Below are 5750 nucleotides of genomic sequence, written 5' to 3'. Positions count from 1 at the left end.
GAAAATCGAACGGATGGAAGTCATCGAACAGACGGTCGATTTCGCGACGCAGGCTTTCGAACGGAGCCGTCCAGTTGCCAGCTGGCGCCGGCGCAGTGCTTTTCTCTGTTTTGACAGGCAGTTTGGTGGCAGCTTCGGCCATGGGTCTTCTCCTTGGAAGTGAGTTTGACGGACAGGTACCGCCGCCTCCACCCTTCCACCTTTAGGTCTCCCAAGAGGCGCCAGAGTTGGAGGCCAGCGGACCCGCTCGCCAGGTGTCGTCGCCGGACTGGTCCATTGCTTCGCGAATCCGCGTTTTGCCCCGGTTCATCGCGCCCGCATCACCAAGCTCGGCTCAGCCTGACAAGAATTGCATCAAGGCGTTTGTAGGAGAGGCCGGCTTTGATCGATGTCAAAAGCCTCACTCAATTCGAGATAAGCCGATGAAATGATCCGGCCTGGAGGATCGAGCGTGTCACGCCGCCGAAAGCCAATTCCCGGATGCGACTATGGCCATAACCACCCAGAACGATGAGATCGGCTGCAATGTCTTGCCCGATCTGAAGAAGAATTTCCGCCGGCTCCGAGCGGCATCCATCCACCACTTCGGATCGTGCGCTCACTCCATGCTTTGCCAGAAAACGCTCCACATCCGCCGCGCTCGCGCGGGACGTCGAATTCCCACCATCGACGGTGGCGATCACAACGTCTTTCGCGCCGGCCAGGAAGGGCATGGCGTCAGCCACGGCGCGTCGTGCCTCGCGTGTATCGGTCCACGCAATCAAAACACTTTCGGGCTCGATCGGGGCAAATGTTTCCGATGCGATGAGAATCGGGCGGCCAGCGGAAAGAATCAGGCTGTCTGGATCCACGAGGCGGTGATGGTCGACCAAGAAATCGGGCATTGGAGACCCCGTCACTACCAAGTCCGCGGCGCGTGCGTTGAACGCAAGTCGTTCGGTCGGATTGCCGATTTCGCCTCGCCACGAGGCGCGATTGCTGCCGTTCACGGTACCCAGGAATTCCTCCTTCAAGCAGTTGAGGCGGTCTTCTATTTCTTCGAGTTGACACCACATCGCCCTTGCGGCGGCCCTATCGTCAGGGCCTGAGGGCATGACGAAACGGCCTTCCGCAGCACAGAAGCCGATCAGATCGGCCTCATACCTTTGGGCAAGGTCCCACGCGAACGAAATACGCGGCGCGGCGATGACATCCACATCCAGTTGAACCATTATCGTCTTGAAAGACATCGCCCTGGCCTTCTGCATCTGGCATGAGAACGCCACCAAGCAGGATCAGGCGCTTTGATGCGTGTCAAAGCGCATGGGATCAGGTGGTGCGGATTGTTCAGTGCCTTTGGCAAAGGCCGGTGCACGTTGACCTTGATCAACGACGCATCGCAGGCTGGCGCTAGTGTTGTCGATCAAACAACTACGGCCCGTACCACGGACCACAACGGAGCGACAATCATGCAGACTCAACCTGATCGGTCGCAATTCGCCTTACAGCCCTCGCCGAGGGCGAACAATGGCCTCCGGTTCCTTCTCGCAGCAGCGGATCTTCAGGCCCAGGCTTTCAAGGCGATGATGCGTTGCCAGATCGAGACGCATTCCTTCTTGAAACACCGCTGCGAGCAGAACGTCAGACTGGCGGACGATCTCGTCGCTGGCAACGAATTCAACGATGCCTTCGATGTGCTCAACACCTTCTTTCAGAACGCGACCTCGGACTACGCGATCGAAGCCGGCAGGGTTGCCTCGATCGGCTCCAAACTTGCTTCGGAAACAGCCGAGCGCGTTCGGAAGGGAACCGAGACCACGGTTGAGGATCTGGCCGCAAGTACGGTAGGCTGACCGATGGAAATCGAAGCCGTCGATAGCCAGCCGAATAGGCATTCTCCATGAGGGTTGGATTCCCGACCTCTGTTCCTGCGCTCGCGGCAATCCTTGCTGCAGCGTTTGGGCTGCATGCCCCGTGGGCGAACGCCGATCCTGTATCGCGCGGAAAAGCGTTGCTCGAAGTCAATTGCGCTCGATGCCATGCGATTGGAAAAACAGGCAAAAGCAGCCATCCCGATGCGCCGGAATTTCGTACGCTCTCGCAGCGCTATCCGCTCACCGATCTGGAGGAGTCATTCGCGGAAGGCATTTCGACCGGCCATCCCGACATGCCAGAATGGGTTGCTAGCCCCGATCAGATCGAGGCAATCATCGCCTATATCGAGAGCCTGCAGCAGCCCTGACCGCTGCCCAAGCAAGCGGGCAGGGCCGGGCTATCGCAACATACGGTCGGCGGCCCGGAAGAATGTCCGTGCGTGCGCCACGACCTGCGCTTCCGTAGGATGATTCGCCGTTTCGACGCCGACGATGCGATCCTTCAGGTGTGGATGATGGCTGCGGATATGTTTGACCAGCTCGTCCTTCGCCGATCCTGATCCTACGATCAACCACTCCTTTGCCGGCTGCAGGCCGCTGACAATATCATGGTAAAAAGACTGGTTTTCCGGCGCGCGCTTTCCATCGATGGTTCCCGCCTTGTTATGGGTCTGGTGATGCGTCAGCGTGGTTGCAAGCCTCAAGCTTTCGACGGCGCTGCGATCGAAGAAGAACACCTTGGCTTCGCGATGGTCCAGCCATGCGACGGCATGTTGAGTCTGCATGTTGATACGTCCTTGGATTGCTGTTGAGATAAAGGCAGAGTCCTGAGCTGTCAGATGCAGAGCGCCCTCAGCCCGGCTACAGCGTGTCGTCCAATGTTGCCAGAACCGAACCAGGCTCGATAATGGCATTCACCGTGGCGACGATCGTCGCGCGCCCGGTTACCGGCGCAACGATCTCGTGCAGTGCGTCCTCAATTCGAACTTCCGCTATGCGTTCGCCAGCCTTGATCGCGGCACCGCTGGCGATGAACCACCGCTCCACGATACCCTCCGGCAGCATGCTCGATGCCCATAGTGCTTCATCGACCTTGATATCCTGCATAGCGGTTCTCCTTGAGCCGGGACCATATCCCACCCGCCAAGGCGGTCATTTGATCACGATCAAGGTGTCGGTTCGGCATCCCTAGGCGGTGACGCGCATGGCTGCAGGTCGATCTTGCGCTAAGCAATTTCGAAAATGATTCAAATCAAGGCGGGACCTGCCGCCTCTACGCATCATGATAGAATGTGGAAACCAATTCTAAGCGCTCCGTTCGATCGGGATCTCGAACTCGCCGTCCTCGACGAGGACGGCGAACATGCGCTTGTATTTCCCTGCGTAAGGGGACGGGAAGGCTGGAAGAACGCCGCGACCGGCGCGCGGATCGACGTCCACCCGACCCACTGGCGCGACTGGAAGTCGGAGAGGGTGCCGGCAACCGCCGATAAGCCCCTCGGTGACTTTCCTTAGCATTTTGCAGCCAAGTGGAATCACTTGGCGTCGCACAAATGCCGCTAAAACAAATAGATAGAGCGGAATGCCCGGTTCAATCCAAACGCATTCCGCTCTAGTGTTTGGATTCCACGACCAACGCCATGCGCACAAGATGCGACAGGCTGCTCGCACCCATCTTGCTCATTACATTGGCGCGATGAATCTCGACCGTGCGCGGGCTGATGCCAAGATCGTAGGCGATCGTCTTGTTCGGTAGGCCTGAAACAAGCCCGTCCAGCACCTGCCGCTCCCGCTCCGACAGCGTCGACAGACGGCCGTTGATCTCCGCGGATTGAGGGTGAACTGCATGCACCGGGTTGCGGTTGTCCAACGCGGAGCGGATCGCATCGATCAGCAGCTCGTCGTCAAACGGCTTTTCGATGAAATCGGCAGCACCTTCCTTCATTGCTTGAACGGCGAGCGCGACATCGGCGTGACCCGTCATGACAATGACCGGAAGCGTATGTCCACGGCTTCTGAGCTGCCGCAGGAACTCGATGCCGTCGATGCCGGGCATACGCACATCGGTCACGATGCACCCATCGAGATTGCCTGTCGCTGTAGCCAGAAAAGCTGTCGCCGATTCATACAGGCGCACAGCGAAGTCAGCCGTCGCCAGAAGAAAACCAAGCGACTTGCGAACGTCCACGTCGTCGTCGACCACGTGCACAAGATTATCGGCCATCGGCGACCTCTTCCTTTTCAACGATGCGCAAGGTGAACCGGAAAGCGGTTCCTCCTGTCGGCATTGCTTCGGCCCAGATATGGCCGCCATGCGATTCGATGATAGTACGGCAAATGGAAAGGCCTACACCCATACCCTGCTTCTTTGTTGTGACAAATGGTTGAAAGAGCTGGGCCGAGACTTCAGGCGCAAGGCCCGCGCCTGTGTCGATCACACTCACCTCTGCCATGCCGTCATCCCTGGCAACAGTCGTGACGTGCAGTTCACGGCGAGGCGCTCCTTGCATGGCTTCCACCGCGTTTCGCATCAGGTTGAGCAGAACCTGCTGAATCTGGATGCGGTCGGTCAAGACCAGTTCGGCGGCAGGATCAAGCTTGTAGCTGACGCGCACATCTATTTCCCTTGCCCCGACCAGGGCCAGGGACGAGGCCTCTTCGATCACTGCCGGCAGGCGTTCGACCTGACGCTCGCTCTCGCCTCTTGCGACGAAGTCCCGAAGATGGCGAATGACATCTCCGGCCCTCAAGGCCTGATCCGCAGCCTTTTCAACGGCCTCGCGCAGTATCGGTGCGTTGTCGTCCGTACTTTTTTCGAGAAGCCGTCGGCTGCCTTTGAGGTAATTCGTAATGGCCGTGAGCGGTTGGTTGATCTCATGCGCCAACGTCGAAGCCATTTCGCCGAGCGCGGTAAACCGCGCCATGTGGAGAAGTTCCTGCTGCTGCTCCTGTATTCTGGCTTCCGCTCTGTGGCGTTCGGTCAGGTCGCGGCAGAATCCGGTAAAGAACCGGCCGGTTCCGGGATGCATCTCACCGACGGAAAGTTCCATCGGAAAGGTCGAGCCATCCTTGCGCATTCCGGTGACGGTGCGGCCGAGCCCGATGATCCGGCGCTCTCCGGTCGTCAGGTAGCGATGCAGATAGGCGTCATGTTCGTCGCGGTAGGGCGACGGCATCAGCAGACTGACATTCTGACCAAGCACTTCGCTGGACTGATAACCAAACAGCGTTTCGGCGGCGGTGCTGAAGGATTGAATGCAGCCTTGTTCGTCGATGACGACCATTGCATCGGGCACCGTCGCCAGGATCGAGCGCAAATGATCTTCGCGCAATTGAAGGGCAGCGTTTGCAAAGGAAAGCTCGCTGACATCAGTGCCTTCGACAAAGATTGCCGTGATGCGGCCATCGTCTGCCTTGATGGGCTGATAGACGAAATCGAGGATACGCTCTTCGATCGGTCCGTCTTCCTTGTTGCGAAGGGCGATCTTGATAGCCTGCCCCCTGTAGGGCTCGCCGGTTTCGTACACCTGGTCAAGCAGTTCATAAAAGCCTTGGCCTTCAAGCTCTGGCAGGGCCTCGCGTACCGACTTTCCAATTACTTGCCGGTGGCCGATCAGCCGCTGATAGGCAGCATTGGTCAACTCGAAGACGTGACCCGGCTCACGCAACAGCGTCATGAAACCCGGGGCCAGCTTGAACATCAGGGCCAGCCGGTCGCGCTCGGCCGCGGCCCGCTCTTCGTTGCGAACGCCGGTCGACAAGTCAGGTGTTCGTTTGTTGTTCAAATGAAGTCCTTTGATCGGGGAACCCGCGTCTAATTATCACTCATCTCTCTTCCCGCAGGTCGTGTCCCACCGCGTGGTGTAGGTCGGCGATAGCGAAGCCGCTCGCGAGCGC

8 protein-coding genes and 1 pseudogene are annotated in these 5750 nt (G+C 58.6%); 3 read left to right on the top strand and 6 right to left on the bottom strand.

Annotated elements, in window-relative coordinates; all coding sequences use genetic code 11:
- Together E5X88_RS33125 and E5X88_RS33120 are read right to left on the bottom strand one after the other, a co-directional pair.
- Window positions 1–142, bottom strand: a pseudogene (locus E5X88_RS33125) (Hsp20/alpha crystallin family protein); the annotation flags it as partial.
- 262 nt (window positions 143–404) lie between these two features.
- Window positions 405–1229 (bottom strand): universal stress protein, encoded by an 825-nt coding sequence (locus tag E5X88_RS33120; RefSeq protein WP_292168455.1) that lies wholly within the window; start codon window positions 1227–1229, stop codon window positions 405–407.
- A gap of 126 nt (window positions 1230–1355) precedes the next feature.
- Between E5X88_RS33120 and E5X88_RS33115 the strand changes: the two genes are divergently transcribed.
- Window positions 1356–1832 carry a phasin family protein gene (locus E5X88_RS33115; protein ID WP_292168453.1) on the top strand — a complete coding sequence of 159 codons (477 nt, stop codon included), beginning with the start codon at window positions 1356–1358 and terminating at the stop codon, window positions 1830–1832.
- A 47-nt stretch (window positions 1833–1879) separates the two neighbouring features.
- Window positions 1880–2221, top strand: a complete 342-nt coding sequence (locus tag E5X88_RS33110; RefSeq protein ID WP_292168451.1) for a cytochrome c — start codon at window positions 1880–1882, stop codon at window positions 2219–2221.
- A 30-nt stretch (window positions 2222–2251) separates the two neighbouring features.
- On the opposite strand, the gene E5X88_RS33105 is transcribed toward E5X88_RS33110, so the two are convergent.
- On the bottom strand, window positions 2252–2590 hold the full coding sequence (locus E5X88_RS33105) for a hypothetical protein (protein ID WP_292168449.1): 339 nt from the start codon (window positions 2588–2590) through the stop codon (window positions 2252–2254).
- Window positions 2591–2714: 124 nt separating this feature from the next.
- Window positions 2715–2960 (bottom strand): lipoyl domain-containing protein, encoded by a 246-nt coding sequence (locus E5X88_RS33100; RefSeq protein ID WP_292168446.1) that lies wholly within the window; start codon window positions 2958–2960, stop codon window positions 2715–2717.
- Window positions 2961–3143: 183 nt separating this feature from the next.
- Between E5X88_RS33100 and E5X88_RS33095 the strand changes: the two genes are divergently transcribed.
- Window positions 3144–3368 (top strand): hypothetical protein, encoded by a 225-nt coding sequence (locus E5X88_RS33095; RefSeq protein ID WP_292168445.1) that lies wholly within the window; start codon window positions 3144–3146, stop codon window positions 3366–3368.
- A 97-nt stretch (window positions 3369–3465) separates the two neighbouring features.
- On the opposite strand, the gene fixJ is transcribed toward E5X88_RS33095, so the two are convergent.
- Window positions 3466–4077 (bottom strand): response regulator FixJ, encoded by a 612-nt coding sequence (gene fixJ, locus E5X88_RS33090; protein ID WP_292168443.1) that lies wholly within the window; start codon window positions 4075–4077, stop codon window positions 3466–3468.
- Entirely contained in the window at window positions 4067–5554 is a 1488-nt protein-coding gene (locus E5X88_RS33085) for a PAS domain-containing sensor histidine kinase (RefSeq protein ID WP_292168441.1), read from the bottom strand. The genes fixJ and E5X88_RS33085 overlap by 11 nt, the downstream gene beginning before the upstream one ends.
- Between the last annotated feature and the right edge of the window lie 196 nt (window positions 5555–5750).

This window comes from Mesorhizobium sp., from assembly GCF_004962245.1.
Lineage (GTDB): Bacteria > Pseudomonadota > Alphaproteobacteria > Rhizobiales > Rhizobiaceae > Mesorhizobium.
This window is presented reverse-complemented; position numbering and strand designations above follow the sequence as displayed.

What these genes read in the sequence shown, in the direction of transcription:
- E5X88_RS33120 (WP_292168455.1), bottom strand. Translation starts at nt 1,229, where the DNA reads ATGTCTTTCAAGACGATAATGGTTCAACTGGATGTGGATGTCATCGCC.
- fixJ (WP_292168443.1), bottom strand. Translation starts at nt 4,077, where the DNA reads ATGGCCGATAATCTTGTGCACGTGGTCGACGACGACGTGGACGTTCGC.
- E5X88_RS33100 (WP_292168446.1), bottom strand. Translation starts at nt 2,960, where the DNA reads ATGCAGGATATCAAGGTCGATGAAGCACTATGGGCATCGAGCATGCTG.
- E5X88_RS33110 (WP_292168451.1), top strand. Translation starts at nt 1,880, where the DNA reads ATGAGGGTTGGATTCCCGACCTCTGTTCCTGCGCTCGCGGCAATCCTT.
- E5X88_RS33095 (WP_292168445.1), top strand. Translation starts at nt 3,144, where the DNA reads ATGTGGAAACCAATTCTAAGCGCTCCGTTCGATCGGGATCTCGAACTC.
- E5X88_RS33085 (WP_292168441.1), bottom strand. Translation starts at nt 5,554, where the DNA reads ATGTTCAAGCTGGCCCCGGGTTTCATGACGCTGTTGCGTGAGCCGGGT.